The organism is Enterobacter sp. BNK-22, from assembly GCF_048684805.1.
GTDB classification, from domain to species: domain Bacteria; phylum Pseudomonadota; class Gammaproteobacteria; order Enterobacterales; family Enterobacteriaceae; genus Enterobacter; species Enterobacter quasiroggenkampii.
The window spans coordinates 2,368,974-2,395,915 of the sequence record NZ_JBLQTT010000001.1 but is presented as its reverse complement, the minus strand read 5'-3'; the positions used below and the strand labels follow the sequence as shown (position 1 = coordinate 2,395,915).

Genomic DNA, 26,942 nt, shown 5'->3' with positions numbered 1-26,942 from the left:
TAAAATGAATTTATTTAAGCCCGAAAGGAATTCAGGCTTCTGTTCACCGGAAATTGAAGGAAAAATACGATGACTGAAAAAAAATTGACTCCTAACATGCCGCCTTCCGGCGGGTTGGCATACCAGCAGACCGTAGAGCAGGTGCTTGCACACGCGCAGAGCCAGGCCAGCGGTCTGGATCGTGCGGAGGCGCAGGCGCGTCTGCAAAAAACAGGGCCGAACGCGCTGCCGGAGAAAAAAGGCAAACCCGCCTGGTTGCGTTTCTTAGCCCATTTTAATGATGTACTGATTTATGTCCTGCTGGCCGCCGCCGTATTAACGGCAATAATGGGCCACTGGGTTGATACGCTGGTTATTTTGGGCGTGGCGGTAATCAATGCCTTAATTGGCCATATTCAGGAAAGCAACGCGGAAAAATCCCTGAAGAGTATTCGTAATATGCTCTCCAGCGAGGCGCGCGTTATTCGTAACGGCAACCACGAAACTATACCTACAACTGAAATAGTCCCGGGCGATATTATTGTATTGCGTGCGGGGGACCGTATTCCGGCGGACATGCGTCTAATTGAAGCGCATAATTTACGCGTGGAAGAGGCGATTCTGACCGGTGAATCCACCGTGGTGGATAAACACGTTAATCCGCTGAGCGGCGAATTACCGCTGGGCGATCGCACCAATATGGTCTTCTCCGGGACGACCGTCAGCGCGGGCGGCGGCGTCGGCGTGGTCACCGCGACCGGTCAGGATACTGAACTCGGCCACATCAACCAGATGATGGCGGGTATCGAGAAGCACCGTACGCCGCTGCTGGTGCAGATGGACAAGCTGGGTAAAGCGATCTTCGCGATTATTCTGGCGATGATGGCCGCGCTGTTTGTCTTCAGCCTGGCGTTCCGCGAGATCCCGATGGGCGAGCTGCTGCTCTCCCTGATTAGCCTGGCGGTGGCCTCCGTACCGGAAGGTCTGCCGGCAATTATCTCCATCATCCTCTCCCTTGGCGTGCAGGCGATGGCGCGCAAGCGGGCGATTATCCGCAAGCTGCCGACGGTTGAAACGCTCGGCGCGATGACCGTGGTCTGCTCGGATAAAACCGGCACCCTGACCATGAATGAGATGACGGCTAAAGCCATCATCACCGCCGACGCCTGCTATCGCGTGGACGGCAACAGCTACGAGCCGGTAGGCAACATCTATCTGGAAGGCAGCGACGAGCCGGTGCAGATCCAGCCGGGCACCGTGCTGGAGCAGTACCTGCGCACCATCGACCTGTGTAACGACAGTCAGCTGATTCAGGACGAGCGCGGCCTGTGGGGCATTACCGGTGGGCCGACCGAGGGCGCGCTGAAGGTGCTGGCGGCGAAGGCCAGCCTTGAGCCGGTGATGACCACGCTGGTGAATAAGATCCCGTTCGACTCGCAGTACAAGTACATGAGCACCCACTACCAGATTGGCGGTGAGGAGCAGATTTTGATCACCGGCGCGCCGGACGTCATTTTCGCCCTGTGCGCGCAGCAGCAGACCCGCAACGGTGCGGAAGCCTTCAACCGCGCGTACTGGGAAACCGAAATGGAGCGCTATGCGCGTCAGGGGCTGCGCATGGTTGCCGCGGCGTTCAAGCCGGCGAACGGCGAGCAGGAGCTGACGCACGACGACCTGAGCCATGGTCTGATCTTCCTCGGCATCGCCGGGATGATGGATCCGCCGCGCCCGGAAGCGATTGACGCGATTAACGCCTGCCAGCAGGCGGGGATCCGCGTGAAGATGATCACCGGCGATCACCCGCAGACGGCGATGAGTATCGGCCAGATGCTGGGGATCACCAACAGCGAGCAGGCGGTCACCGGCTACGAGCTGGAGAAGATGGACGACGCCGCACTGGCGGACGCCGCGGTGAAGTATGACATCTTCGCCCGTACCAGCCCGGAGCATAAGCTGCGCCTGGTGAAAGCGCTGCAGGACAAAGGCGAAATCGTCGGCATGACCGGTGACGGCGTGAACGATGCCCCGGCGCTGCGTCAGGCGGACGTGGGCATTGCGATGGGCATTAAGGGTACGGAAGTGACCAAAGAGGCGGCGGATATGGTCCTGACGGACGATAACTTCGCCACCATCGCCAGCGCGGTGAAAGAGGGGCGTCGCGTTTACGACAACCTGAAGAAGACCATCCTGTTCATCATGCCGACCAACCTGGCGCAGGGTCTGCTGATTGTGATTGCGCTGCTGGCGGGGAACATCATTCCGCTGACGCCGGTGCTGATTCTGTGGATGAACATGGCGACCTCCGCCACGCTCTCCTTCGGCCTGGCCTTTGAGGCCGCCGAGCGCAACATCATGCGCCGTCCGCCGCGTCAGACCGGGCAGCACGTGATGGACGCCTACGCCGTCTGGCGCGTGGCCTTCGTCGGCACCATGATTGCCATCGCCGCCTTTGCGCTGGAAGCCTGGCTGGCTCCGCGCGGCCACAGCGCGGAGTTCATCCGCACCGTGCTGCTGCAGATGCTGGTCTGCGCCCAGTGGGTATACATGATTAACTGCCGCAACACCGAAGGGTTCTCCCTCAACCGCGGCCTGCTGGCTAACAAAGGGATCTGGCTGGTGACGGGCGTGCTGTTCCTGCTCCAGGCGGCGATTATCTACCTGCCGTTTATGCAGATGCTGTTCGGTACCGAAGCCCTGCCGCTGCGCTACTGGTTTGTGACCCTGGCCGTTGCAGGCGTGATGTTCTTCGTCGTCGAAATCGAGAAGCGACTGACCCGCAGGTTCCGTAAGGCTGCATAACTAAACCTTAAAACCTTACCCCTCACCCTAACCCTCTCCCCATAGGGGAGAGGGGACAGTCTGGTACTCTTCTTTGGGCTCGGTTTTCTCCCTCGCCCCTTTGGGGAGAGGGCCGGGGTGAGGGGAACATATCTGAGGTACTGCCATGAAATTCCCACTCCTGTTCGCGCTCCTCGCCTGCATCCTGCAACCCGCATTCGCCGCCATTCCCGTTCGCGTCGCCACCGTGGAGCAAACCGCCCACGCCGCCGAGCGCCAGATCCCGGGCCGCATCGAAGCCATTCACACCGTTGAGCTACGCGCACGCACGGAGGGCACGATCGCCAAAATCCACTTCCGTGACGGGCAGTACGTGAAAAAAGGCGACGTGCTGTTTGAGCTGGACGACGCCGAGCCGCGCGCCGCACTGCGCCTGGCGCAGGCCGAAGTGAAAAGCGCCGAAGCTACGCTGCGCCAGGCGCAGCAGCAGCTTTCTCGCTTTGAAAGTCTCGGCAGCAGCAACGCCATCAGCCGTCACGACGTGGACAACGCCCGCATGCAGCGAGACGTCGCCAGTGCCGCGCTGGAGCAGGCGAAAGCCCGGCTTGAAGCCCGCAACGTCACCCTGAGCTACACCCGCATCACCTCGCCGATTGACGGCCGCGTGGGGCACAGCAGCTTCCACGTGGGTAGCCTGGTCAACCCGGCGAGCGGCGTTTTGGTGGAGGTGGTGCAGCTTGACCCGATCCGCATCGCCTTTGCGCTGGAAGAGGGGGCGTTTGCCGCCAAAGCCGGACAGCATGCGGATATCAGCGCCATGAAGCGTGCCTGGCAGGCGCTGATCGACAGCAACGGCCAGCGCGTCAGCGGCGAACTGACGTCAGCGGATAACCGCATTGACCCGCGTACCGCCAGCGTGATGCTGCGCGCCGAGTTTGCCAATCCGCGCCATCAGCTGCTGCCCGGCGGCAATGTGAACGTGTTTTTGCGCCCGGCAAGCGAGCAGCCGGTGCTGACCTTGCCCGCCGCTGCCGTACAGCAGAATGGCGACGGATTCTTTGCCTGGGTGGTTAACGCCGACGGCAAAGCCGAAATGCGTTCACTGACGGTCGCCGGACAAATCGGCCAGCAGTTCCAGATTACCTCAGGCGTTAAGGCCGGTGAGCGAGCGATTACTGACGGCGCGCAGCGCGTGCAGCCCGGCGCTGCCGTCCAGATACTGAATTAAGGAGCCATCATGCTGACGTTTTTCATCAAACGCCCGCGCTTCGCGATGGTGATTGCGCTGGTCATCACCCTGCTGGGGGCCATTGCGCTGAGGATTATCCCGGTGGAGCAGTACCCGCAGATCACGCCGCCGGTGGTGAACGTCTCTGCCAGCTGGCCGGGCGCCAGCTCGGCTGACGTGGCGGAGGCTATCGCCACGCCGCTGGAGACGCAGCTGAACGGCGTGGATCATATGCTCTACATGGAGTCCACCAGTTCGGACGAAGGCACTTACAGCCTGAACATTACCTTTGCGGCGGGCACCGATCCGGATCTCGCCGCCATCGACGTGCAAAACCGCGTGGCGCAGGCCGTGGCGCAGCTCCCGACCGAGGCGCAGCAAAACGGCGTGCAGGTGCGCAAGCGTGCCACCAACCTGATGATGGGGGTAAGTCTTTACTCACCGAACAACACCCACACGCCGCTGTTCGTCAGCAACTACGCCAGCACCCAGGTGCGCGAGGCGCTGTCCCGTCTGCCCGGCGTCGGGCAGGTGCAGATGTTCGGCGCGCGCGACTACAGCATGCGCATCTGGCTGCGCCCGGACCGCATGAACGCCCTGAACGTCACCACCGATGACGTGGCGCAGGCGCTGCGCGAGCAGAACGTGCAGGGCGCGGCGGGTCAGGTGGGCACGCCGCCGGTGTTTAACGGACAGCAGCAGACGCTGACCATCAACGGGCTGGGGCGCTTAAGCCAGGCCGAAGACTTTGCCGACATCATTATCCGCGCGGGCGAGATGGGCCAGCTGGTGCGCCTGAAGGACGTCGCCACCATTGAGCTCGGCTCGCGCAGCTACAGCTCCGGCGCGCAGCTGAACGGGCACGATTCCGCCTATTTGGGCATCTACCCGACGCCGTCCGCCAACGCCCTGCGCGTGGCCGATGCGGTACGCGCGGAGCTGGAGCGTCTCTCGACGCGCTTCCCGGATGACCTGGTCTACGAGGTGAAATTCGACACCACCTCCTTCGTCGCCGCGACCATTAAGGAGATCGGCGTCTCGCTGGCGCTGACGATGCTGGCGGTGGTTATCGTTGTTTCCCTGTTCCTGCAGAGCTGGCGCGCGACGCTGATTGTCGCCCTCGCCATTCCGGTGTCGCTGGTGGGCACCTTCGCGGTGCTCTACACGCTGGGCTACTCCGCCAACACCCTCAGCCTGTTTGCCATTATTCTGGCGCTGACCATGGTGGTGGATGATGCCATCGTGGTGGTGGAGAGCGTTGAAACGCTGATGGCGGAAGGGCAGAGCCGCACGGCGGCGACCGCGCTGGCGCTGCGCCAGATTGCCGGGCCGGTGATCGCGACCACGCTGGTGCTGCTGGCGGTATTTGTGCCGGTGGCGCTGCTGCCGGGGATTGTCGGCGAGCTGTACCGCCAGTTCGCGGTGACGCTCTCGACCGCCGTGACGCTCTCAAGCCTCGTGGCGCTGACCCTGACGCCCGCCCTGTGCGCGATGCTGCTGCGTCCGCGCCCGGAGAATCCTGCGGCCGTTTATCGCGCCTTTAACCGCGGGCTGGACGCCACGCGCGGTTTCTACACCCGCATCGTGAATGTCTTAAACCTGCGTCCGTGGCTGGCGCTGCTGGCCACCGCAGGCGCGGCGGCCGTGGTGGCGTTCAGCTTTACGTCGATGCCAAAAGGCTTCCTGCCGCAGGAAGACCAGGGCTACTTCTTCGCCAGCGTCCAGCTGCCGGAAGCGGCCTCGCTGGAGCGCACCGAAGCGGTGATGACCACGGCGCGCGAGTTAATCGCCAAAAACCCGGCGGTGGAAGACGTGATTCAGGTCTCCGGGTTTAACATCCTCAACGGCACCAGCGCCTCCAACGGCGGGTTTATCTCCATCATGCTGAAGGACTGGAGCGAGCGCCCGCCGCTGGAGGAGGTGATGGGCACCCTGCAGCGCCAGCTGCTGGCCCTGCCGGAAGCGACCATCATGACCTTCGCGCCGCCGACGCTGCCGGGGCTGGGCAACGCCTCCGGCTTCGACCTGCGCATCCAGGCCCAGGCGGGGCAGAGCCCGGCGGAGCTGGAGCGCGTCACCCGCGAGGTGCTGGCGAAAGCCAACCAGCATCCGCAGCTGAGCCGCGTGTTCACTACCTGGAGCAGCAACGTGCCGCAGCTGACGCTGACCGTTGACCGCGAGCGCGCCGCCCGCCTCGACGTGCCGGTGTCGCGCATCTTTAGCAGCCTGCAGACCGCCTTTGGCGGCACCCGCGCCGGGGATTTCAGCATCAACAACCGCGTCTACCACGTGGTGATGCAGAACGAGATGCAGTGGCGCGAGCGCGCAGAGCAGATCGGCGAGCTGTTCGTGCGCAGCAACAGCGGCGAGCGGGTACGCCTGACCAACCTCGTCACCATCACGCCGACCGTCGGCGCGCCGTTCCTGCAGCAGTACAACCAGTTCCCGTCCGTGTCGGTGAGCGGCTCGGCGGCGGCTGGGGTGAGCAGCAGCACGGCGATGGCGGCGATGGGCGAGATTCTGGCGGAGAGCCTGCCAGCCGGATACGACTACGCCTGGAGCGGCATGTCGTACCAGGAGCAGCAGACCGGCAATCAGGCGATCTGGATCGTGCTGGCGGCGGTGGTGATGGCGTGGCTGTTCCTCGTCGCTCAGTACGAGAGCTGGACGCTCCCGGCAAGCGTGATGCTTTCGGTGCTCTTCGCCATCGGCGGGGCGCTGGTCTGGCTGTGGATGGCCGGATACGCCAACGACGTGTACGTGCAGATTGGTCTTGTGCTACTGATAGCCCTCGCCGCCAAGAACGCGATTCTTATCGTCGAGTTTGCCCGCGCGCGGCGCATGGACGGGATGGCGATTGTCGATGCCGCGCGGGAAGGGGCCTCGCGCCGCTTCCGCGCGGTGATGATGACCGCCGTGTCGTTTATTATCGGCGTCCTGCCGATGATGCTGGCGACCGGCGCAGGAGCCCAGAGCCGCCGCATCATCGGCACCACGGTGTTCAGCGGTATGCTGGTGGCGACCGTGGTGGGGATTCTGTTCATCCCCGCGCTGTTCGTGCTGTTCCAGCGCCTGCGCGAGTGGGGCCACGGCCTTACGGACTCGTCGCCCACAGCTCGCAGTGCTTCTGCACCAGAGAAATCAGCGAGCCGCCGTCGGCGATAAAGTCCCGCATGCGCTGCGCCTCGCTCTTGCCCTGCTTTAACAGCAGGGCAATTTCATTGATTGCGCTTGTGGCACCGAGCTTATCGGCCGACGGCGCCACCTGCTCCAGCAGCCAGGCAATGTCTTCCGCCACGGTTCGTTGCTCGCCGGTGTGCACGTCCGTCAGGATCCCCTCCAGCCCGTAGCGACACGCCTGAAAACGGTTAAAACGGTAGAGCAGAAAATCCCGTTCCTGATGTTTATAGGGACGCGTGGTCAACAGCCAGTGGGACGTGGCCTGAATCAGCCCGGCGATGTTAATCGCGTGGCCGAGCGTCAGCGGCGTATCCATCACCCGCACCTCCACGGTGCCAAAATGCGGGCTGGGGCGAATATCCCAGTGCAGATCTTTGATGCTGTCGATCATGCTGGTAGAGCTCAGGCGGCGGAACAGCCCTTCGAACTCCTGCCAGCTGTTAACCCACGGCATCTGCCCGTTATCCGGGAACCCGGAGAAGATATTGAGCCGCGACGAGGAGAATTTTGTGTCGGTGCCCTGCATGTACGGCGAGGCGGCCGCCAGGGCAATAAAGTGCGGCACGAAACGCGACAGGCCGTGCAGGAGGTAAATGGCGTCATCCCCGGTCCGGCAGCCGACGTGAACGTGCTGACCGAACACCGTCGCCTGCAAAATCAGATAGCCAAAGCGCTCCAGCGTGACGTTATAGCGCTCGTCGTCGCAAACCTCCTGACGCTGCCATTTCTGGAACGGATGCGTCCCGCCGCCGCAGATCTGAATGTGCTGCTCCGCCGCGGCGCGCAGGATGCTCTGCTGCATCACCGAGAACTGCGCCGCCGCCTGGTCGATGGTCTGACACACGCCGGTGGCGATTTCGAGCATGCTTTCGGTGATGTCGTGTTTGACTTCACCGCCTTTAATGTCGTCTTTGACGGCGGCGATAAGCGCGGAGGAGTCCTGGCTGAGATCGTACCCCGGCGGGTTAACCACCTGCAGTTCGAGCTCGATGCCAAGGGTGAACGGTTCAGAGGATTTGAAATCGGGTAAAGGCATGGCGCACTCCGTTGTCTGTAGAGTGTTGAGTATAGACAACGGGTGTGGCGCGCTCGTCTCAGGGTGGTATAACTGATAGCAGGCTTAGCAAAAGGGGAGTGAATCATGTCTGACTATCCAACGGTTGCGCTGATTGGTCCCGGTGCAATTGGTACCACCATTGCCGCGGTCCTGCATGACGCGGGCCGCACGCCGCTGCTCTGCGGACGGACCGCACACGCGGCGTTACGCCTGCGTCACGATGAGGGTGAAACGGTGGTGCCCGGTCCGGTATTAACCGATCCGGCGGTCATCACGCGCCCCGTCGACCTCGTGTTTATCGCGGTGAAAACGACGCAAAACGCCGACAGCGCCGGGTGGCTGCGCGCGCTGTGCGATAAAAATACGGTGGTCTGTGCCCTGCAAAATGGCGTAGAGCAGAAGGCTCAGCTTGAGCCTTTGGTCAGTGGCGCGACTGTGCTGCCGTCGGTGGTCTGGTTCCCGGCGCAGCGCGAGCCGGATGCCTCCGTCTGGCTGCGCGCCAAACCGCGCCTGACGCTGCCGGACGAGCCTCAGGCGCAGCGGGTGGTCGATGCGCTTCGCGGTACGCGCTGTGAAGTTGAACTCTCGGCTGATTTCCCTACCGTCGCCTGGCGCAAGCTGCTGCAAAATGCGGTCGCCGGGCTGATGGTGCTGGCCAACCGCCGTGCCGGGATGTTCAGGCGCGAGGATATCAGCGAACTTTCGCTGGCCTACCTGCGGGAAGGGCTTGCCGTCGCCCGCGCCGAAGGGGCGAAGCTGGCCGATGACGTGGCGCAGGAGATTCTGGCGAACTTCCAGCGTGCGCCTGAGGACCTTGGCACGTCGATTCTCGCTGACCGTCAGGCGGATCGCCCGATGGAGTGGGATATCCGCAACGGCGTGATCCAGCGCTACGGCCGCAAACACGGCATTGCGGTGCCCATCAGCGATGTGGTGGTACCGCTGCTGGCGGCAGGGAGCGAGGGGCCGGGTTAACGGTTATTGTTTTTCCGTTCGGCGAGGGCTGGCGTTGGGCAATAATCTGGGGATAGTCAGCCTTAAACACATATGCGAAACTTGCCGCTTCTGAAAATATGTGGTGGGACCCGCTCAATGTCAGAACAACATTCGCAGTGCCTGTTCAGTGAAGGACAGATCACCTTTCCTGAGGGTTATCAGGATCGTACCGTCAACGTATTCGCGCCGCCCGCTGCGGATGCGCCGGCGTTCAACATCTCCCGCGATGCCCTCAATCCCGGCGAAGCGCTTGCCGCGTATATCGATCGCCAGCTTGCCCTGATGGAAAAACACATCAAGGGCTGGAAGCAGGGTGAGCGCAGCGCCGCTACGCTTGGCGATAATCTTTCCCTGGGTGAAATTGTCCATGCCAGCTACCTGCGCGACGGGAAACGCATCTGGCAGCAGCAGGCCGTATTTAATATCGACAGCGATAAAATTCTGGTCTTCACCATGACCGGCACCCGCGCGCCGGGCGATGCCGACAGCGCGCTGTTTGGCGATCTTCTCAGGAGCTTCCGCTTCCACCATTAACACCAGGGACAGTTGTTATGTTTGAAGCAGCACGCGTTGGTGATGATATCGGCCACTCCGGTGCGCTGGCCGGGATGATTGCCGGAACGATTGTCGGTGGCCTGATTGCCGCCGCCGGGGGCATTCTGGCGGGGGCCATGTTTATTGCCGGTCTCGGCGCATCCTGTCTTGGCGTGGGCGTCCTGCTCGTCGGCGCCAGCCTGGCCGTGGGGTATTACACCGGGGAGCTGGCGACCGCCGCCCGGGACAGCATCGCGGACGCCGGGGCATCCAGCATGACGAAGAAAGGCGTCATCACCTCCGGCTCGCCCAATGTGTATATCAATGGTAAACCCGCAGCCATGGCAACAGACAGCACGGTGAAGTGCTCTGACGACGGCTCGCAGCAGATGGCCGAAGGCTCTTCGCGGGTCTCAATCAACGGCCTGCCTGCGGCCCGCATCGGGGATCGCACCACCTGCGACGCGAAGGTGATGACCGGTTCGAACAACGTCATTATCGGCGGCGACCCGCAGCAAACCCTGCCCATTCAGTCTGAAGTCCCCGAGTGGCTCTACAAAGTCTCCGATCTTACCCTGCTGTTCGCCGGGCTTATCGGCGGGTGGGGCGGTGCCGCTGGTAAAGTCGGGGCGCTCTCTAAGCTGCTGGGCAAAATCCCCGGTATCAACAAGCTGGCCCGTATCGCCTGTCGCGCCGGCACGCTGATGACCGGCGTGGCGGCCGCGGGGATTATCGCTCGCCCGGTAGATATCGTCAGCGGACAGAAGTTTCTCAGCGGGGATGATGAGCTTGATTTCGTTCTTCCTTCCCGCCTGCCGGTGCGCTGGCAGCGCTACTGGCGCAGCGGCAACCCCGGCGACAGCGTGCTGGGCCGCGGCTGGAGCCTGTTCTGGGAAAGCCGCCTTGAGCCGTATCAGGACGGCCTGGTGTGGCGCGCGCCGTCCGGTGATTACGTCGCCTTCCCGAAGGTCCCGAAAGGGATGCGCACCTACTGCGAAAGCGAAAAGAACTGGCTTGAACATCATCAGGACGACAGCTGGTCGGTGTATGACGTCAGCGGCGAACGCTGGCGCTATTCACCGCTTAAGGATGATGCCCCGTCGCTGCTCCAGCGCATCTCTGAACCCTGCGGCAACGATATCCTCTTCGAGTGGAATGCGGATAATACCCTGCATGCCCTGACCGACAGCGCGGGACAGCGCGTGGTCTGCCGCTACGACCGTGACAGGCTCCTCGGCGCCTGGCTGGATGACGAGATCTGCCTGGTCAGTTACGCTTATGATGAACAGCGCCAGCTGGTCTGTGTGACCGGCCGGGGCGGTAGCGTGCGCCGACGCTTCCGCTGGCAGGACGGGCTGATGAGCGCCCACGAGGACGTCAACGGCCTGCTGAGCGAATACCGCTGGCGGGAGATTGACGGCCTGCCGCGCGTGGTCGGCTTCCGCCACAGCGGCGGCGAACAGCTGACGTTCGAATATGATTTTGATAACGGCACCCGCCGCGCGACCCGCGAAGACGGCGCTCAGGCGCACTGGCTGGTGGACGACGACGACAACGTCGCGCGCTTCGCGGATTACGACGGTCGCCAGACGACGTTTGTTTACCGCGACGGCGAGCTCTGCGACGTTATTCTGCCCGGCGGCGCGATGCGCCGCAGCACGTGGGACAAATACGGCCGCATGACCAGCGAGACGGACCCGGCGGGCCGCCGCACCGAGTATCACTGGCATCGCCTGACCGACCGCATCACCCGCACGGTGTACCCGGACGGCACCTCATCGCAGGCCATGTACGACCTTCGCGGTCGTCTGCTGTCGGAAACGTATCCGGCCGGTAGCACCACCGCGTATCGCTATCCTGACGATGAAGAAAACCTGCCGGAGAGCATTACCGACGCCGTCGGCGGCGTGGTGCGCCTGGTCTGGAACCACCAGGGGCTGCTGACGCAGCGCACCGACTGCTCCGGCAGCGTCACCCGCTTCACCTACGATCGATTCGGGCAGCTGATTGCCAGTGAGGATGCGGAAGGGAATATCACGCGCCGGGAGTGGAGCCGTGCCGGGCTGCTGATCGCCGTGATCCACCCGGACGGCAGCCGCGAGTCGCTGGTGTGGAACGAACGCGGCCAGCTCACGGGCTGGCGCGATCCGCTGGAAAGCGAGGTGAGCTGGGCCTACAACGTGCTCGGCCTCCCGGTCAGCCTCACCGACCGTATTGGCCGCGTGCGCCAGTGGCGCTACGACCCGCGCGGCAACCTGCTGCGACTTGATAACGGCAACGGGGCGGAATACCGCTTCACCTACGACGCCGTGGGCCGCCCGCTCAGCGAAACGCGCCCGGATGAGACCGTGCGCCATATGGAATGGGACGCGCGAGGGTTCCTCTGCGCGCTCGAAGAAAACGGACGGCCTGCCGCCGACGGCGGCATCGCCCGTCGCGTCCAGCAGTTCAGCTATGACGACAGCGGGCTGCTGCTCGGACGCACTCAGCGCCAAGCGGAGTACCGCTACTTCCGCGATCTGAGCGGCCAGATCACCCGCATCCGCCGCACGCCGACGGCCGAAGGCGTTGCCCTGGGTATAGAAAGCGATGAGATCGCTTACCGCCACGACGCCGCCGGGCGCGTGCTGAGCGAGTCCGGCATTAACGGCGCGGTGGGCTACGAATGGGATGCCCTGAGCAACCTGACCGGCCTGACGCTGCCCGGCGAGCAAAAGCTGGCGTGGCTGCACTACGGCTCCGGCCACGTCAGCGCCATCCGCTTCGGGCAGCAGTTGGTGACCGAGTTCACCCGCGACCGCCTGCACCGCGAGGTGCGCCGCACTCAGGGCGCGCGCGAGCAGATTCGCCATTATGACAGCCTCGGCAGACGCACCCTGCAGCGCAGCGAATTAAGCACGGACGTGACCCTGCCGGAGCAGGCGATACTGGAACGCCTGTATCGCTACACCGCACGCGGCGAGCTTTCCGGCGTCAGCGACACCCTGCGCGGTGAGGTGGACTACGGCTACGACGCCGAAGGGCGTCTGCTGAAGCACTACGAGGCCCGCCAGGGGCACAGCCGCGCGCAGTTCAGCTATGACGCCGCGGATAACCTCGCCGCCAATGACGATGCGGAACCGGTCACGGATAACCGCCTGCAGCACTGGCAGGCGCTGTTTATGAAATACGACTCCTGGGGCAACCTGGTCAGCCGCCGGAACGGGCTGTATGAACAGCATTATGCGTATGACGCCGAGAACCGTCTGGTGTCCGCCCGGGGAACCGGGCCGGAAGGGCGGTTTGAGGCGCGCTATCACTACGACGCTCTGGGCCGCCGTACGCGCAAAATCGTCACTACGACGCACGGCACCACAGAAACGCGCTTCCTGTGGCAGGGCTACCGCCTGCTGCAGGAGCAGCAGGAGAGCGGGCTGTGCAGCACCTATGTTTACGATCCGAATGAGGCCTGGAGCCCGCTGGCGCGGGTGGATCACCTTCGAGACCAGAGCTGCGGTGAGATTTACTGGTTCAACACCGACCTGAACGGCGCGCCGCTGGAGGTCACAGATGAGCGCGGCGCGGTGCGCTGGAGCGGCCAGTTCGACAGCTTTGGCGAGGTACGCCACCAGAGCGAAGGGTTCTCACGGGTTGTGAACCGTACGGCGATGCCACACCAGCCGCTTCGCTATGCCGGGCAGTACGCTGACGGTGAAACGGGATTGCACTATAACCTGTTCCGCTACTACGACCCGCAGGTCGGGCGGTTTATTGTGCAGGACCCGATTGGGTTGAATGGTGGGTGGAACCTTTATCAGTATGCGCCAAATCCGTTGGGGTGGATTGATCCGCTGGGATTGCTGACCTATAACACGATGCCGAGTATTACTGGTTTCCAAAAGCATCATATTATTCCACAACAGTTAAAAGGCCATGATTTAATAAAAGCGGCTGATTTTAATATCCATGATATTAAAAATGTTATTTATTTACCTAAGTCAGCAGATTACCATCCGACAAGAACAATCCATAGTGGGTCTCATCCTGGTTATACAAAAAATATAGGTGACCAGATGGATGCTATATATGAATACGGGAAGGAAAACGGCTGGAAACAAGCAGAGTATAAACAGGCTGTTAGTGAAATCATAAAAAACGAACGTGCCGATTTACGCGGTGGGAAAACTATTCTTAACAAAAACTCGGTTAGAAAAGCGAGGTGCTAAGTATGTATGAGCTACGAATTGCTTCTGATTACCCCAATAGTTATTGGTTTGAATACCAGCATCCTGACATATCTGGAAGTGCTTTTTCTCAATGTAAATCAATTGAAACTAACGAGGGGTATTTTTTTAAATTAAAATCTAAGGTGAGTGATAAGGCACTGCTTGCATATGATTTTTATTATAGTGATGGGCCTATATTCATATCACCCAGACTAGCATCACTAATTTCTTGTCACGATGTTTTTCGGACTGATGTTCAACTTATTGACGCAACTGTATCTGTAAATGAAACCCAACATCAAGGGTATAAAATAATTAATATACTAAGAGAGGTTTCATGCATCGATATGGAAGCTTCGGAAAGTCAACCTATACTAAGTTATTTACCTAATGGTCCAAGGAAGTTTAGTAAAATAGTCTTCAAAGAAAATGTTATTGAAGATTTTAGTATGGCAAGATGTAGTGAATATAAATCTTGCATAATTATTTCAAATGTATTTAAAGAGTTCCTTTCTAAGAATAATGTGAAAGGAATAGATTTTGCTGACCATATTTATTAATATGGATATGATTTAAATTAGCCAAAATGGTCCGGGGAATAATTTTCCCGGATTATAAAAGCCATTTAAATTCCAATTAAATGGAATATATGATCTTATCATTAACTACTTTCTTTGCAAAGTATAAAAGATAACCCTCAAGGATTGTGCGTATGAATCGGTTAGAATACAGAAAAGCGTACGGGTTAGATGGCTTAATATATAAAATTATGGGTGGGTGTACATTAGATAATTTTTGTGTGTATACAAAAGAATATGAAGCATTTGCTAAAGAAAAGCTTGTTTGTTATTTAGATAACTATCCTGTCATTAGTGATGACGATGAGGAATTATATCCTGATTTTGTTGTCGAAAATTCGCTAGAGCTCTTTTTCTATGGAGAGCAATTTATAGATGTATTATATAATATCTCTATCCAAAGAGAAAAGCCATCTGTAGAGGATTTCATATCAGGTTTAAATTTTTATCTCGAGAACGATAATTTCATAGAGCTTTGATTTAAAGAGCGAGAGATTAATTAAAAATTTATTTACTTAACTTGTTTGAAGTTAGCACATACTGAGAATGTTATTTTGAATTAATTGGTTATTACTGAGGGCTATATTTATGGATGCGTCTGAGACCATTGTGAATGAGATTGAAAAAGCATTAAAACAACTTATTGTCATTTGCAATAAATACTCGCTGTCAGGGAGTTTCAGCACCGTCAATGATCTGGACAATGCCTTCCCGTCCAACTTACCTCGTTCGACAGAGGTGGAATTTTTATATAAAAATTATAATCCTGAAAAATTAAAGATTGAAACAGGATTCACGCCAATTAAACTTCACTCAGTCAGTGAACTCTTGAAGGCTAATAGTGGTTATGAATACTTACCAGATAATTATCTTGTTTTTGGTGATGATTTAGGTGGAGGTAAACCTATAATTGCGGTTATCGATGAAGGGAATACCTCTGTCTATGCTAGTTATGATGTAATTGAACCATTTAAAATAGCTGGCAGTCTCTCTGGATTTATATTTTCATTGGCTGAGCTTATTGATTTGGTATATGGTCAATACGATATCTTTGATATAGCAGATGATAATGACGAAGTGAAAGATGACTTTATTGATGAGTTGCGGAAAAGAATTGTGCCTCTTATCGGTAATGAAAGTTTTAATGCATTCTATGATTATTTTTATGGCTAGGACACATGTTTTTTTATTTAGATAAATGAATGGAATATGCCGGAAACCATTAAGTTCCGGCTTTAATTACTACCATCGATTTTTCCATAATAGAGGTGGAGTATCTAAGATCACTAAGTCATGACCTTTGCAAGGAGAGCTTATGCCTATTTCATATGGTAAACCTGCAAATAAAGATGAAATTAAAGTTTTGGAGAGGAAATTCAAAATCAGTTTACCTGAAGATTATAAAGAATTTTTCAGGTTGAAAAATGGCTTTGTTGTAAAATCTCCGGATTTTTGTGAGTTGGAGTATGAAGGTGTCGATGACGGGGTTATCGCTTTTAATGCCCTTTTTGGAATAAATATGAAAAATCCAAACCACGACATTTTTCGTCAAAATGAAGATTTTTTAAGTGAACTTGATTTCATTGATGATAAGTAAATTATTGGTAATGATCCTGGAGGTGATTTTTACCTTATATTAAATGGCAGTGAAAGCCAAGGTGTGTATTATTGGGACAGAACACATCTACATGCTGAGGATGATATCCAAGAGTTTGAAATCGCTGAGAAAAATGAGTGCGGCAATATCTATGAAATTACTAATAGTTTTACGGAATTATACAAGGAAATTTGTGAGGCATCTCTTGATGCAGGAATGAATGTAACTGTTGATTTATGATATTTCAAAATAAATCCATAATCAGAATATGATCATGGTTTATTTTTTAAATTTAGATGTTAGTAAATAGATAAACAGTAATAAAAAGAATGACAGATATGCTTGTATTTTACCATTGGTAATAATGCCATTGCATAGAAAAAAGGCATTACACAGAAAGCGGCTCAGAATTTGTTAAGGGAAAAATGCTTACTCCAAATCATCTTAGTGCGAATACTATAATTCTTGTCCCAAGAGATCTTCATGACAATGTGCAGCATATTGGCTCCGCATCTGATATGAGGAGGAAAGGAAAATGTTAAAAAATTAGAGCGCTTTGGAGCGAAGCCGGCATCATTACCATCAGATGAATTTATAAAGTGTTTAAATACATTAGAAGCATCAATAGGGCTAATCCCTGAAAGTTATCGTGCCTATTTACTTCATTTTGGCGCTTCTGTTCTTTTTAATATAAATATTTTTTTCAAAGTGTTACAACCATCTCTATGGTCTGATGATCAAGGAAACGATACGCTTGAGTCTTTGTACGGCCTTGCAGAATCGGGTAAAGAGTATACTGTGTTTGAAATGGCTGATACATACCGGAATGATTTTCTCGATCTTTAAAATAGTAATACTATGTATTTATTTAAGTGTAATTAATCTAATGCATGAAAAGAGAGGGATTATATGCATACTACGCGAGTAATGGGAGAAGGATATGAACCTTACGTTGAGCAATTAGGTGACAAATTGATTTATTCATTACCTGTTGAATCGGGGTTTGTCAGTTTTCATTTTGAGTTTGATATTCGTCAGACCGATCTTGACATCCTGTTGTCCGATCATTACCGGCGGGCCGTCCTGGAAGTGTCCGCACACACTTTGCTCCAGCGCTCGACGTTAAAGGGACATAAACATTTTACACAGAACGATTTTGATAACCTTATTGCCACTACCCTTCATGCATCGCAAGAGCATCTTAACGCATTCATTTCTAAGATTAATCGTGAGCACAATATTTCGATTGAACATTATGTAAATGACATAGTGAATAGACGCTTAACTAAAGGATGAATTTACCGATCCCAGATAAGGTCGATATTATTGTCAAAATCACGCTGGATCGATAGCTCTTTTCAATCTCGTGCTGCCCAAAGTGGTCAAAATCGATTTTTCGTGATAAGCGCTCAGGTGGTTCTTTTTTTTTCATGGAGAAGCTTTCCATAAACGCTTATCTGTTGGTGTCGTCGTGATGCCTATCTTTTACGTTGCTAAACATTTTTCCGGGAGCTGGAGGCAGGTAAGGAAACAGAATCAGGATGAGCTAGCGTATTGTGACGCTTTATCTCATTGCCTGGCGCTCTTCATTGCATCCTGCTTCCCCGGGTTGCATTGTTTTTTTGTACCGGGAAGATAAAAATGCCCCGATGGATCCGGATCTGTTCCGCCCGGACAACCCGCTCGGCCATTAGATGAGACGGTACCATCAGAACCGCTTCCGCCATCAGAGCCATTTCCTCCATCACCACCCTTACCGCCATCAGCAGAATTTACAGCGAATGAACTGAGTAAGAGCAAACAGGCAATAGCGCGTTTATTCATCAAAACCTCCATTGTTCTACCCATAAATGTTCAGGAAAATATTCCCGTGAGGTTCCCTTTCGGAATATTTCTCAGGTACACCTCACGTCTGACTTTCAATATTCGCTCTGACCGCCTTCAGCGTCCTTTTACGGATCCAGCCGCTGCCCGCCCGTATTGCCAGCCAGTAAGCCGCCATTCTGAGCCGGGTGCTTCTGTCCGGGCAATATACGAACGTTTCTGTACTGAGTTCATGCTGCCCTGGCGCCAATTCCGTTACTTGATAGCGCAGCAACAATGTCGCGCTGCCCGGCGTCACTGACGTCTGAAAAGCGCTGACATCCGGTACTTTTTCCAGACCAAAATTTGAACGCCAGAACTGTCCTCGCAAGCCATAGCAGAGCTCAGATGCTGAGTTTTTCAAAAGGGTAAAACTGTGCAAGCCAAAGTTGCCGATGGAGTTAGCCTGCTGATTACGCAGAAATTTCTGCGGTAATTGACGTAAAAACATCAGCCGCCGAATGACGACATCTTGCCGGACGTCAAAGTTTGCAATCAACGGCAGAATATGTTCGGGATGCGCAGTATGAATGACCGTTCGGTGTTTTTCATGAAACTGGAACTGAGGTAAAAAAGCGGGGACATCCTGCCACTGAGCAAGCGCTTTGCGGGTTACGAATCCAGGATTCAGCATTTCTCTTCCTTGTCATCCCTTGAGTGCAGCCAGAGTATCAGATGGCGTTCCGCAAGCAATAACCAGGAAAAGAGAGGGTATCTGGCCGAAATGCTCCCCCATCCGCAGCAGCAGAATTCCAGCCTTACATCACCCATCTCAGTGCGCTGCGATATAAGGCTCCTTCACAAACTCCGCCAGCAGCCAGACCATATCATGCAGCAGTCCGGTCAGTTCTTTCGCCACGTTTATAGGGAGCGTCCCGCCCATCACCGCCAGCGTTAACGCTACGGCATAATCCACCTGCAACGTCGTCTCTTGCCAGCAGTCCGGCACGCAGGAAGCAATCTTTTCCCCCGCAATCAGCTGTTCAACCAGATACGGCGGAATTTCCGAGTCACAGCACTCGCGCAGCCGTTTGAGCGCAGCCAGTAATTGCTTACAAAGCGCGGCAAACGTCACCGCATCGTCAGTTTCCACCAGTACGCTTACGTAAGCGGCGCAGGCATCGGCCAGTTCGAAGAGATCCGCAGAATCGGAAATGGGGTGGGTGATGAGCTGATGAACAGCGCTTTCCTCAGAAAGCGCGTAGGAAAATTCAGGGGTAGTCGCCATTTAGCATCCTCTTTGTCTAAAAATGTCATGTTATGCTAACGGGTTCCTACGCCCGGTTACGGATGTGCCGCAACGCAGGCACTTTACGGCGGTGAAAAAAGGAAGGAAAGGGGATGCCCCTGAATTACATAAGGTTGCTTGCAGGTTTGCGAGGCGGCTTCCAGAAGGGCATTGCCGGGTGGCGGCTACGCCTTACCCGGCCTACAAAAATCACAGCCCTGTAGGCCCGCGCTAGCGCAGCGCCGCCGGGCATTCCTGCTGTAAAACGGGTTTTTGCCGATCGTGTGTGAATATCTGCCATTTTATCTGCGACGTACTCAGGGTAAAAATGGCCGTGGCCAGCGTGTTCTCTTCATCCGGGTCGTGTGGCGAGAGACGATAAATCGGGAGCGCGGGATCATGCTGGTCTGAAAGAATCCCCAGAGCCGCTGCACCATCCAAGTGAGATTGCGTCTCCACCCAGGCGTTTAGCCGCTGCTGGCGTGACCGGGAGCTGTCAGTGATCACCTGCTCAACAGCATCAAGCTGAGGGTGGATAAGGTGATTAGCATGGGCGAAAACGTCCCGCAGCGGCGTGACGGAACAGCCTGTTCCCGTCGCCTCCACGCTAAACAGACGACGGTCTCCCATTTGTCCCAGCGTATGATGAAAGGCTCCGGCGCGTGGTGATGAGGTCAGTATAGTGATAGCTTCATCCAGGCTGGCGGCATTCAGTGCAGCGCGGGCAAGTATCTGGCGCGGCATGCCGTCCGGACGGTGCAAAGCGCGTATGTTATTCACCGTATTCACCACGCCCTTTTCGTTTACGGCGAAGGTGTGTCCGCAAATCGATCCCGGATAAGCAAAACTGGTGAACGCCAGGCCGTCATCCGGGGTGATGCTGACGATGGCGCAGTCATTGCGAAGCTGCGGGAAACCGTCTTCATTATGCGCGATAATCAGCTCTCCCTCCGCGGTGCTTCCCGCTACCGTGGTGCAGCCATCAGAGGTTGAGCGCACCAGATCGCCGCGGCAGTTCCAGGCAAACACCTCATCAAACGGTGCATCCAGACCCTCGGCCAATCCCTCCAGCTCCTGCCAGATCAGGGGATACTGAGACTGAACCCGCGAGCGCATGCTCCGGGTCTGTTCTGCGTCTTTCATGGCGGTAACGGTTTGCCACAACGCCGTTTGCGTCAGTTTTGCATGCCAGGCCTCGCGTCCGAACGCGCCAAGCGCTTGACCTACTGCAAAAGCGGAACCACGAATGTCGATTTTTTTCATAGTGTTATCATTCACTTCTGTTCAGGATACGTGTTGCAAAAATTCTTTCAGGCGGGGATTGCGACTGCTATTCAGCAGCATATCAGGTGGACCATCTTCGGCAATGGTACCGCCATCAATAAAGATGAGCCGGGATGCCACATCGCGGGCGAAGCCGATTTCATGGGTCACAATCACCATGGTCATGCCTTCTTCGGCCAGCGAGCGCATGACTTTCAGCACCTCATGCCGTAATTCGGGATCCAGCGCTGAGGTCGGCTCATCGAACAGCATCATTTTCGGTTTCACCGCCAGGGCTCTGGCAATGGCCACGCGTTGCTGTTGACCGCCAGAGAGCTCTGATGGGTAGTGACTGGCGCGTTCGCGTAAGCCAACGCGGTCCAGCAGCGCCAGCGCTTGTTCCCGCGCGGCGGCTTTGCTCTGTTTGCGTACGCGAACCGGACCAAACATCACATTCTCCAGCGCCGTCAGATGGGGGAACAGATGAAACTGCTGAAACACCATCCCGGCTTCACGGCGGATATCACATTCGTTAGCGTGAGGATCGGTAATATGCATTCCCGCTACCAGCAGCGTGCCGGAGGAAATTTCCTCCAGCTTGTTAATGCAGCGCAGCAGCGTCGATTTGCCCGAACCGGAAGGGCCGATGATCACCACGACTTCGCCAGCGTCAATTTTTAAATTGATGTCGTGCAGCACCTGAGTGGCGCCGAAATTTTTCGACACTGCGCTAAATTCAACCATGCTCATAAAATATGGATCCTCTTCTCCAGTTGCTTCAGCAGGAAACTCAGGCACAGCGTCACCAGCAGGTAAATCATTGCCACTGCGGTCCAGACTTCCAGCGCGCGGAAATTACCGGCAATAATTTCTTGCCCCTGACGAGTCAATTCCGCCACACCAATCACAATAAACAGCGAGGTGTCTTTAATACTGATAATCCACTGATTACCCAACGCAGGGATCATACGGCGTAATGCCAGCGGCATAATGACATGCCATAGCGTGCTGCGCTGGGATAATCCCATTGCCAGGCTGGCCTCTCTGAATCCTTTATTGATAGAGAGAATCGCTCCTCGGGTGATCTCTGCAATATAAGCACCTGAGTTAATCACAATAGTCGTAATGGCTGCCGTCACCGGATCAATATGAATCGGTAACACCATGGGGAGTGCGAAGTAAATAAACATCACTTGCACCATAATCGGCGTGCCGCGAATTAACTCGACAAAGACTAACGAGACGGTTTTTGATATTTTCCCTCCGAGCGCCCGGCAGGTTCCCGCCAGCAGGCCAATAACAAAACCACCCAATAAACCTGATAATGAAATAATCAGCGTCAGCTGTAGTCCTTGCAACAGCAGCGGCAGGGACTCCCAAATATATTTACTGTCGAAATTCATATGTTACCCGTTAAGATGCAACGAGGTCGGATCGCTCCGACCTGGCGGGATTATTTTGGCTGTTTAGCAAACCACTTCACGTAAATCTTGTTGTAAGTTCCGTCCGCACGTAACGCCTGCAGTGCGGCGTTGATCTTCGGCGTCAGGCTGCTGTTCTTCTGCATCGCAAAACCGTAGTGCTGCGGCAGAATGCTGTCAGTCTCGCCGGTCGATTTCACTTTGCCATCACCCGCCGTTTTTACGTAATAGAGCACATTGGGGGAATCATGTACCACGGCATCAAGGTTACCTGCCTGCAAATCAAGATAGGCGTTGTCGATATTTGGGAATTCAACATAGTTCGCCTTATATTTGCTTTTCATAAAGCTGGCCGCCGCCGTTCCCTGCTTTAATCCCACTTTCTTTCCTGCTAAATCGCTGAATTTAGTAATGGTATTATCGCTGCTTTTCACTGCCATTAATAAATCAGCATCATAATAACCGTCGCTGAAATCGACGACCTGTTTACGCGCGTCGGTTATCGTAATGCCCGCCATGGCGACATCCAGATTACGTGATTGCAAACCCGGAATCAGTCCCCCGAAGTCCATCGGGCGTAATTCGTAGCTGACATCCATTTTTTTGGCGATGGCATCCCACAAATCAATATCAAAGCCGACGTATTTATCGCCTTGTTTAAATTCAAAGGGGACAAAGGCGGTATCCACGCCAACCGTTAATTTATCCTGCGCTTGTGCCACAAAACTGGCGGAGCAAGCGACCAGCGCTAACGTAACTTTTAATTTAGTTAATAATCCAGACATGATAACCCTCGGCGTCAGTGAAGTAGCGTGCATGAATGTCACCCGGCGAAATACATCTGCGGGGTGGGGAAATAAAATGTTGATATGCAGGGCGCACTTTCATGCGCCAAATTTAAAGCGAAAGCTTATGCGGGAATAATCTCATCCCGGGTGTCGGGTACCGGCGTCTGTGCGCCGTTCATTACCATTGAGAGAAAACTGTAATAGCCATTGATGCCGATCAGGTCCACCACGCCTTTCTCGCCCCACAGCGCGATAGCGTGCTGCCAGGTGGCATCGCTGACCTTCTGCTGCTCCTGCAACTCCTTGCAAAAGTGATAGACCGCCCACTCATCCGGCAGCAGATCCTCTGGAAGACGCTTTTCATTAATCGCCTGCACCGCCGCGGCAGATATACCTTTCTCGCGCGCTATCGGCGCATGAATCGCCCATTCCACAGGCTGCGACCAGTGCCGCGCGGTCATCAAAATCGCCAGTTCAGACAGGCGCTGCCCCAGTGCGCTGCGATAACGCAGGTATTCCCCCATGCGTTGTGCATGCGCCATAAGCTCTGGGCTGCGCAGCAGCGGCTCGAAAGGTGGCAGCAGCGCACCGCGGGGCCCGTTGATTATCTCTTCGGCCAACGCGCGCTGCTGGTCGTCCCACTCATGCTCCGCCAGCGGCGGTAAACGATTGATCATAATTTGCTGGTCTCTTCGCGAATCACGGTGTTCAGCGTGTCGACCACAAAGTCGAGCTGGCCAGGCGTGACGATAAACGGTGGTGCGATCAGGATATGGTCGCCATACTGCCCGTCAATAGTTCCACCCATTGGATAGACCATCAGCCCACGTGACATACAGTTTGCTTTGATGGCTGCATGCAGCTTCAGGGCAGGATCGAAGGGGGTTTTGCTCTCTTTATCGCGTACCAGCTCAACGCCCGCAAACAAGCCGCGTCCACGCGTATCACCGACGTGCGGTAATTCCCCCAGCACTTCATGCAATGCGCTGTGCAGGTAATCCCCCTGTTGCCTGACCGCCTGCAGCAAATTATCGCGCGCAATCACCTGCTGCACGGCCAGGGCTGCGGACGCGGCGGTCGCGTGGCAAATGTAGGTGTGCCCGTGCTGGAACAGACCGCTACCGGCCTGTAGCGCTGATACAATCTTCTCGCTCGCCAATACTGCGCCAATCGGCTGATAGCCGCCCCCCAGCCCCTTCGCGATGGTCACCAAATCCGGCACTACATCATCCTGTTCGAACGCATGCAATGTGCCGGTGCGTCCCATGCCGCACATGACTTCATCCGCGATGTAGAGGATGCCATATTTATCACACAGGTTGCGTACACCTTTAAGATAGCCCGGGGTAGGCGGGGTGGCGCCGGTGGTGGCCCCCACCACGGTTTCTGCGCAGAAACCAATAATGGTGTCGGGACCGGCCTCAATAATGGCGTGCTCCAGCTCATTGAGCAGACGCGTGGTGTATTGCTGCTGGGTTTCGTCAGCGCGGCGGTCGCGATACTCATTGCAGGCCGAAACGCGTATCACGTCGATCAGCAAGGGAGCAAACTGGCGGCGGCGCCATTCGTTGCCTCCCACCGCGAGCGCCCCAAGGGTATTGCCATGGTAGCTCTGCTTACGGGCGATAAACTTGGTGCGCGACGGCTGGCCGATCTCAACAAAATACTGGCGCGCCAGCTTGAGCGCGGTTTCGACCGCTTCCGAACCGCCCGAAACGAAATAGGCATAGTTAAGATCGCCAGGCGCCGTGCGCGTCAGCTGTTCAGCAAGCTGCTCAACGGTGTCGCTGGTAAAAAAACTGGTGTGGGCATAGGCCAGTTGATCGATCTGGCGATGCATCGCAGCCAGCACGTCAGGATGCGCGTGGCCTAAACAGGAAACGGCGGCGCCACCGCAGGCATCCAGATACTGTTTTCCCTGTGCATCAAAAATGTACGCCCCCTGGGCGCGTACCGCCACGGCGGGCGTGCTGCGTAGACTGCGGTGAATGATATGGGTCATGCTGGTCCTGCTCCTGAATGCGCTGTGCTAATGAAGCGCATCATGCAGGATTCATTTGTATCACGTCAATTTCATTTTGATTCAAATGTATTCGGTTTTCTTATGCCGGATGCAAATGAATTATTTTTCAGGGTTTCCCGGGCACCACATAGGCACCAGAGTTAATAAGGTAGCGTTCAGCATTTTCGATTTTATTCACTGCATCTCGACCATGGCGCGCGACCAGCATCGCCAGTAAACACTCGGCCAGCCCCATGCCGGACACCACGGAGGGGAAAAACGACGGGCTGTCGATAGAGAACAGCAGCGTGCAATCGGCAGCCTGGGCTAATGGCGAGACGGGAGAATCCGTGATGGCAACGATCGTCGCGCCTGCCTGCTGGGCCGCGCGCAGGACATCGAGCGACTCACGGGAATAGGGGGCAAAACTGGTGAGTAACAGGCAATCTTGTGCTGTTAATTCGCGGGTGAACACCTCGATATTGCTCGCCAGACCATCAATTAACGACGCCTGCCGATTGAACAGTCGATAGACATAAAACAGCGACCAGGCGATAGGAAAGCTGGCCCGGAAGCCGCAAATATAGACATTCTCAGCCGCATCCAGCAGCGATACGGCCTGCTCCATGGCCTGATGGTTCTCATGCTGTGTGAAAGCCAAATTGGCCTGATGTGCCTGAAACACCTCTTCATACAGCTGCGGCTGAGTGCCTTTGGCGATCAGCTTCTCGGCTTTGGATACATATGTATCATTGCGCAGCCCGAGTTCATCGATGAATGCGTCCTTGAGTTCACCCCAGCCGTTGTAGCCTAATCGTTGCGCTAGCCGCAGCAGCGTAGCGGGTTTTACACCGGCTTCACTGGCGAAGGCACGCATCGATAGCACGACCAGTTGATTGGTATTCTGTAGCGAGAACTCGGCAGCACGCTGTAATTCCGCAGACAACTCACTGAATGTACTGACAATATTTTCCCTTGGATTCATAGCAAATAGTCCCGCTGTTTAAGGTTAGCGCTGCTGTTGTCAAGTGACGTTCGATCTTCGCAGACTGAATGGACTCGCGTTGTCCCGGAAACGGATGATGAAAACACAGCGCAAATAAGTCAACGGGGAACTGAACAGGGGTATCAGACGTGCGAAACCATCCTGAACGCCAAAATTGTCCTCTTAAGCCATAGCAGAGAACGATATCTGGAGTTAACACCGGAGACTGGCATTGCCGGGTGGCGGCTACGCCTTACCCGGCCTACAAAAGAAAAGCGACACGAACCGTAGGCCCGCGCAAGCGCAGCGCCGCCGGGCACAGCAGCACGGCCGTCACCCCTCGCTCAGCATCGTCAAAAACCGCTTCACCGTCCGCGAGCGTTCAAAACGGCGCCAGCAGAGCGCGATGTCGGTATACAGCTCCGGTGAACTCAGCGTGTGATAGGTGACATTCGGCGGAGATATGGCCGCCATGGATTTCGGCACCAGCGCAAACCCGCCGCCTGCGGAAACCATGCTCAGGGAGGAGGAAAGCTGCGACGACTGCAGCGCGTGCTGCACGTCAATCCCGGCCCGCTCGCAGCAGCCGTGAACCCGGTCGTACAGGCCCGGCGCGACCTCCTGCGGGAACAGCACCACCGGCGTATCCCGAAGCTGCTCTAACGCCAGCGAATCGCACGTCGCCAGCGGATGATCGCGATGCAGCGCCACCACCATCGGCTCCCGGTCGAGGATTTTTAACTCGAACGCCTTGCTGCTCTCGCACGGCAGGCGCACGAAGGCGATATCCAGTTCACCCTCCGCCAGCATCGTCGTCAGCGACGACATATTGGCTTCCACCTGATGAACCTGCACCGCCATGTTCTGCACCTGAAACTGGCGAATCAGGGCAAAGATTTTGGGATGAAAAGCGTCGGAGCTGGTGATGCCAATCGACAGGTTGCCGTTCAGCCCGCGCGCGATGCCGCGGGCTTTCTCCAGCGCGGCATCGCTCAGCGCCAGGATCTTGCAGGCGTCCTCATAGAAGGCTTCTCCCGCTTCGGTCAGCTCCACACCCCGCGTCAGGCGCCTGAACAGCGGCGTGCCCACTTCCTCTTCGAGCCGTTTGATCTGCTGACTCAGAGGAGGCTGCGAAATACCCAGCGCTTCGGCCGCCCTGGTGAAGTGTCGCTCGCGTGCAACCGCGACAAAATACCGCAGATAACGAAGTTCCATATCTAAAACGTCTCAAACCAGCATGGTTTCTATATTGGAACTCTC

23 protein-coding genes are annotated in these 26,942 nt (G+C 55.9%); 11 read left to right on the top strand and 12 right to left on the bottom strand.

The genetic code is table 11. The features are described from left to right. Positions 1–69: 69 nt before the first annotated feature. The 3 genes from ACMGGE_RS11335 (at position 70) to ACMGGE_RS11325 (ending at position 7,150) form a co-directional block, all read left to right on the top strand. Positions 70–2,778: a cation-transporting P-type ATPase gene (locus tag ACMGGE_RS11335; protein ID WP_420293769.1), complete on the top strand. Its 2,709-nt coding sequence runs from the start codon at positions 70–72 to the stop codon at positions 2,776–2,778. Between the two features lie 145 nt (positions 2,779–2,923). After that, a complete protein-coding gene (locus ACMGGE_RS11330) occupies positions 2,924–3,985 on the top strand; it encodes an efflux RND transporter periplasmic adaptor subunit (RefSeq protein ID WP_420293768.1) in 1,062 nt (353 codons plus the stop codon). Positions 3,986–3,994: 9 nt separating this feature from the next. Further along, positions 3,995–7,150: an efflux RND transporter permease subunit gene (locus tag ACMGGE_RS11325; RefSeq protein WP_420293767.1), complete on the top strand. Its 3,156-nt coding sequence runs from the start codon at positions 3,995–3,997 to the stop codon at positions 7,148–7,150. On the opposite strand, the gene ACMGGE_RS11320 is transcribed toward ACMGGE_RS11325, so the two are convergent. Continuing rightward, complete coding sequence (locus tag ACMGGE_RS11320; protein ID WP_069720322.1) at positions 7,080–8,201, bottom strand: YbdK family carboxylate-amine ligase; 1,122 nt, start codon at positions 8,199–8,201, stop codon at positions 7,080–7,082. The two genes, ACMGGE_RS11325 and ACMGGE_RS11320, sit on opposite strands and share 71 nt — an antisense overlap. Positions 8,202–8,306: 105 nt before the next feature. Here ACMGGE_RS11320 and ACMGGE_RS11315 point away from each other — a divergent pair, with 105 nt between their 5' ends. The 8 genes from ACMGGE_RS11315 (at position 8,307) to ACMGGE_RS11280 (ending at position 17,428) form a co-directional block, all read left to right on the top strand. Then, positions 8,307–9,197, top strand: a complete 891-nt coding sequence (locus ACMGGE_RS11315) for an oxidoreductase (RefSeq protein ID WP_420293766.1) — start codon at positions 8,307–8,309, stop codon at positions 9,195–9,197. A gap of 117 nt (positions 9,198–9,314) precedes the next feature. After that, complete coding sequence (locus ACMGGE_RS11310) at positions 9,315–9,752, top strand: DcrB-related protein (protein WP_420293765.1); 438 nt, start codon at positions 9,315–9,317, stop codon at positions 9,750–9,752. A gap of 17 nt (positions 9,753–9,769) precedes the next feature. Continuing rightward, positions 9,770–13,957: an RHS repeat-associated core domain-containing protein gene (locus tag ACMGGE_RS11305; RefSeq protein WP_420293764.1), complete on the top strand. Its 4,188-nt coding sequence runs from the start codon at positions 9,770–9,772 to the stop codon at positions 13,955–13,957. Between the two features lie 2 nt (positions 13,958–13,959). Beyond that, positions 13,960–14,517, top strand: a complete 558-nt coding sequence (locus ACMGGE_RS11300) for an imm11 family protein (RefSeq protein WP_420293763.1) — start codon at positions 13,960–13,962, stop codon at positions 14,515–14,517. Between the two features lie 152 nt (positions 14,518–14,669). Beyond that, complete coding sequence (locus tag ACMGGE_RS11295; RefSeq protein WP_196364909.1) at positions 14,670–15,014, top strand: DUF7716 domain-containing protein; 345 nt, start codon at positions 14,670–14,672, stop codon at positions 15,012–15,014. A gap of 109 nt (positions 15,015–15,123) precedes the next feature. Next, entirely contained in the window at positions 15,124–15,708 is a 585-nt protein-coding gene (locus ACMGGE_RS11290) for a hypothetical protein (protein WP_420293762.1), read from the top strand. Between the two features lie 142 nt (positions 15,709–15,850). Next, complete coding sequence (locus ACMGGE_RS11285) at positions 15,851–16,132, top strand: SMI1/KNR4 family protein (RefSeq protein ID WP_420293761.1); 282 nt, start codon at positions 15,851–15,853, stop codon at positions 16,130–16,132. A 909-nt stretch (positions 16,133–17,041) separates the two neighbouring features. Further along, on the top strand, positions 17,042–17,428 hold the full coding sequence (locus tag ACMGGE_RS11280) for a hypothetical protein (protein WP_149366067.1): 387 nt from the start codon (positions 17,042–17,044) through the stop codon (positions 17,426–17,428). Between the two features lie 273 nt (positions 17,429–17,701). On the opposite strand, the gene ACMGGE_RS11275 is transcribed toward ACMGGE_RS11280, so the two are convergent. The 11 genes from ACMGGE_RS11275 to ACMGGE_RS11225 form a co-directional block, all read right to left on the bottom strand. Beyond that, complete coding sequence (locus ACMGGE_RS11275) at positions 17,702–17,956, bottom strand: hypothetical protein (protein ID WP_111964480.1); 255 nt, start codon at positions 17,954–17,956, stop codon at positions 17,702–17,704. A gap of 82 nt (positions 17,957–18,038) precedes the next feature. Further along, the gene (locus ACMGGE_RS11270; protein WP_111964461.1) at positions 18,039–18,629 is read right to left on the bottom strand and encodes a hypothetical protein; all 591 of its coding nucleotides are present in this window, start codon (positions 18,627–18,629) and stop codon (positions 18,039–18,041) included. Between the two features lie 138 nt (positions 18,630–18,767). Beyond that, positions 18,768–19,223: a hypothetical protein gene (locus tag ACMGGE_RS11265; protein WP_420293760.1), complete on the bottom strand. Its 456-nt coding sequence runs from the start codon at positions 19,221–19,223 to the stop codon at positions 18,768–18,770. A gap of 231 nt (positions 19,224–19,454) precedes the next feature. Continuing rightward, on the bottom strand, positions 19,455–20,486 hold the full coding sequence (locus tag ACMGGE_RS11260) for a C45 family autoproteolytic acyltransferase/hydolase (protein WP_420293759.1): 1,032 nt from the start codon (positions 20,484–20,486) through the stop codon (positions 19,455–19,457). A gap of 21 nt (positions 20,487–20,507) precedes the next feature. Then, on the bottom strand, positions 20,508–21,230 hold the full coding sequence (gene glnQ / locus ACMGGE_RS11255) for a glutamine ABC transporter ATP-binding protein GlnQ (RefSeq protein ID WP_024906944.1): 723 nt from the start codon (positions 21,228–21,230) through the stop codon (positions 20,508–20,510). A 2-nt stretch (positions 21,231–21,232) separates the two neighbouring features. After that, a complete protein-coding gene (gene glnP / locus ACMGGE_RS11250) occupies positions 21,233–21,889 on the bottom strand; it encodes a glutamine ABC transporter permease GlnP (protein WP_024906945.1) in 657 nt (218 codons plus the stop codon). Positions 21,890–21,939: 50 nt separating this feature from the next. Beyond that, positions 21,940–22,692: a glutamine ABC transporter substrate-binding protein GlnH gene (gene glnH / locus ACMGGE_RS11245; protein WP_045909654.1), complete on the bottom strand. Its 753-nt coding sequence runs from the start codon at positions 22,690–22,692 to the stop codon at positions 21,940–21,942. 125 nt (positions 22,693–22,817) lie between these two features. Continuing rightward, complete coding sequence (locus tag ACMGGE_RS11240) at positions 22,818–23,372, bottom strand: carboxymuconolactone decarboxylase family protein (RefSeq protein WP_196364904.1); 555 nt, start codon at positions 23,370–23,372, stop codon at positions 22,818–22,820. Continuing rightward, positions 23,369–24,697: an aspartate aminotransferase family protein gene (locus ACMGGE_RS11235; RefSeq protein ID WP_252077452.1), complete on the bottom strand. Its 1,329-nt coding sequence runs from the start codon at positions 24,695–24,697 to the stop codon at positions 23,369–23,371. The genes ACMGGE_RS11240 and ACMGGE_RS11235 overlap by 4 nt, the downstream gene beginning before the upstream one ends. 127 nt (positions 24,698–24,824) lie before the next feature. Continuing rightward, positions 24,825–25,682, bottom strand: a complete 858-nt coding sequence (locus ACMGGE_RS11230; protein WP_048026913.1) for a MurR/RpiR family transcriptional regulator — start codon at positions 25,680–25,682, stop codon at positions 24,825–24,827. Between the two features lie 333 nt (positions 25,683–26,015). After that, on the bottom strand, positions 26,016–26,897 hold the full coding sequence (locus ACMGGE_RS11225; protein WP_262778702.1) for a LysR family transcriptional regulator: 882 nt from the start codon (positions 26,895–26,897) through the stop codon (positions 26,016–26,018). Between the last annotated feature and the right edge of the window lie 45 nt (positions 26,898–26,942).

Bases quoted from the DNA above. Each gene is read 5' to 3' on its own strand.
- glnH (WP_045909654.1), bottom strand. From the start codon at position 22,692: ATGTCTGGATTATTAACTAAATTAAAAGTTACGTTAGCGCTGGTCGCT.
- ACMGGE_RS11335 (WP_420293769.1), top strand. From the start codon at position 70: ATGACTGAAAAAAAATTGACTCCTAACATGCCGCCTTCCGGCGGGTTG.
- ACMGGE_RS11315 (WP_420293766.1), top strand. From the start codon at position 8,307: ATGTCTGACTATCCAACGGTTGCGCTGATTGGTCCCGGTGCAATTGGT.
- ACMGGE_RS11270 (WP_111964461.1), bottom strand. From the start codon at position 18,629: ATGCTGAATCCTGGATTCGTAACCCGCAAAGCGCTTGCTCAGTGGCAG.
- ACMGGE_RS11240 (WP_196364904.1), bottom strand. From the start codon at position 23,372: ATGATCAATCGTTTACCGCCGCTGGCGGAGCATGAGTGGGACGACCAG.
- ACMGGE_RS11285 (WP_420293761.1), top strand. From the start codon at position 15,851: ATGCCTATTTCATATGGTAAACCTGCAAATAAAGATGAAATTAAAGTT.
- glnQ (WP_024906944.1), bottom strand. From the start codon at position 21,230: ATGGTTGAATTTAGCGCAGTGTCGAAAAATTTCGGCGCCACTCAGGTG.
- ACMGGE_RS11290 (WP_420293762.1), top strand. From the start codon at position 15,124: ATGGATGCGTCTGAGACCATTGTGAATGAGATTGAAAAAGCATTAAAA.
- ACMGGE_RS11265 (WP_420293760.1), bottom strand. From the start codon at position 19,223: ATGGCGACTACCCCTGAATTTTCCTACGCGCTTTCTGAGGAAAGCGCT.
- ACMGGE_RS11280 (WP_149366067.1), top strand. From the start codon at position 17,042: ATGCATACTACGCGAGTAATGGGAGAAGGATATGAACCTTACGTTGAG.
- ACMGGE_RS11230 (WP_048026913.1), bottom strand. From the start codon at position 25,682: ATGAATCCAAGGGAAAATATTGTCAGTACATTCAGTGAGTTGTCTGCG.
- ACMGGE_RS11310 (WP_420293765.1), top strand. From the start codon at position 9,315: ATGTCAGAACAACATTCGCAGTGCCTGTTCAGTGAAGGACAGATCACC.
- ACMGGE_RS11295 (WP_196364909.1), top strand. From the start codon at position 14,670: ATGAATCGGTTAGAATACAGAAAAGCGTACGGGTTAGATGGCTTAATA.
- ACMGGE_RS11325 (WP_420293767.1), top strand. From the start codon at position 3,995: ATGCTGACGTTTTTCATCAAACGCCCGCGCTTCGCGATGGTGATTGCG.
- ACMGGE_RS11320 (WP_069720322.1), bottom strand. From the start codon at position 8,201: ATGCCTTTACCCGATTTCAAATCCTCTGAACCGTTCACCCTTGGCATC.
- ACMGGE_RS11305 (WP_420293764.1), top strand. From the start codon at position 9,770: ATGTTTGAAGCAGCACGCGTTGGTGATGATATCGGCCACTCCGGTGCG.
- ACMGGE_RS11235 (WP_252077452.1), bottom strand. From the start codon at position 24,697: ATGACCCATATCATTCACCGCAGTCTACGCAGCACGCCCGCCGTGGCG.
- ACMGGE_RS11225 (WP_262778702.1), bottom strand. From the start codon at position 26,897: ATGGAACTTCGTTATCTGCGGTATTTTGTCGCGGTTGCACGCGAGCGA.
- ACMGGE_RS11330 (WP_420293768.1), top strand. From the start codon at position 2,924: ATGAAATTCCCACTCCTGTTCGCGCTCCTCGCCTGCATCCTGCAACCC.
- ACMGGE_RS11260 (WP_420293759.1), bottom strand. From the start codon at position 20,486: ATGAAAAAAATCGACATTCGTGGTTCCGCTTTTGCAGTAGGTCAAGCG.
- ACMGGE_RS11300 (WP_420293763.1), top strand. From the start codon at position 13,960: ATGTATGAGCTACGAATTGCTTCTGATTACCCCAATAGTTATTGGTTT.
- glnP (WP_024906945.1), bottom strand. From the start codon at position 21,889: ATGAATTTCGACAGTAAATATATTTGGGAGTCCCTGCCGCTGCTGTTG.
- ACMGGE_RS11275 (WP_111964480.1), bottom strand. From the start codon at position 17,956: ATGAATAAACGCGCTATTGCCTGTTTGCTCTTACTCAGTTCATTCGCT.